Below are 507 nucleotides of genomic sequence, written 5' to 3'. Positions count from 1 at the left end.
GGCGGGCCCGCCCGCCCCGGACGCTACACCCGGCCCACGGGTGCGAGGACGGCGCCGGTCAGCTCGGCCAGGTGGGCCGGCGCCAGTTCGACCTCCAGGCCGCGCCGTCCCGCCGACACGCAGATCGTGCCGTGCCGGGACGCCGACGCGTCCAGCACCGTCGCCAGCCTCCTGCGCTGCCCCAGCGGGGAGATGCCGCCCCGCACGTAGCCGGTCGCCCGCTCCGCGGCCGCCGGGTCGGCCATCACCGCGCGCTTGCCGCCGACCGCCGCCGCCAGCGCCTTGAGATCCAGCCGGCCCGCCACCGGCACCACCGCGACCGTCAGGGCGCCGTCCACGTCGGCGACCAGCGTCTTGAACACCCGCTCCGGGGCGACGCCGAGCGCCTCCGCGGCCTCCTCGCCGTACGACGGCGACGCCGGATCGTGGGCGTACTCGTGCACGGTGAACGGCACGCCCGCGGCGGCCAGGGCCGTCGTNGCGGGCGTGCCGTNCACCNNNCNCNAG

Annotated in this window: 1 pseudogene; it reads right to left on the bottom strand. The window is 78.8% G+C overall.

Annotation, left to right across the window (positions count from 1 at the left end):
* Window positions 1–23 precede the first annotated feature (23 nt).
* A pseudogene (gene ybaK, locus MW084_RS07065) lies at window positions 24–479 on the bottom strand (Cys-tRNA(Pro) deacylase); the annotation flags it as partial.
* Window positions 480–507 lie beyond the last annotated feature (28 nt).

The sequence above is a fragment of the Streptomyces sudanensis genome (assembly GCF_023614315.1).
In the GTDB taxonomy this organism is placed as follows: Bacteria; Actinomycetota; Actinomycetes; order Streptomycetales; family Streptomycetaceae; genus Streptomyces; species Streptomyces sudanensis.
The sequence above is the reverse complement of the archived record's forward strand: the minus strand, read 5'-3'. Positions and strand labels throughout refer to the sequence as shown.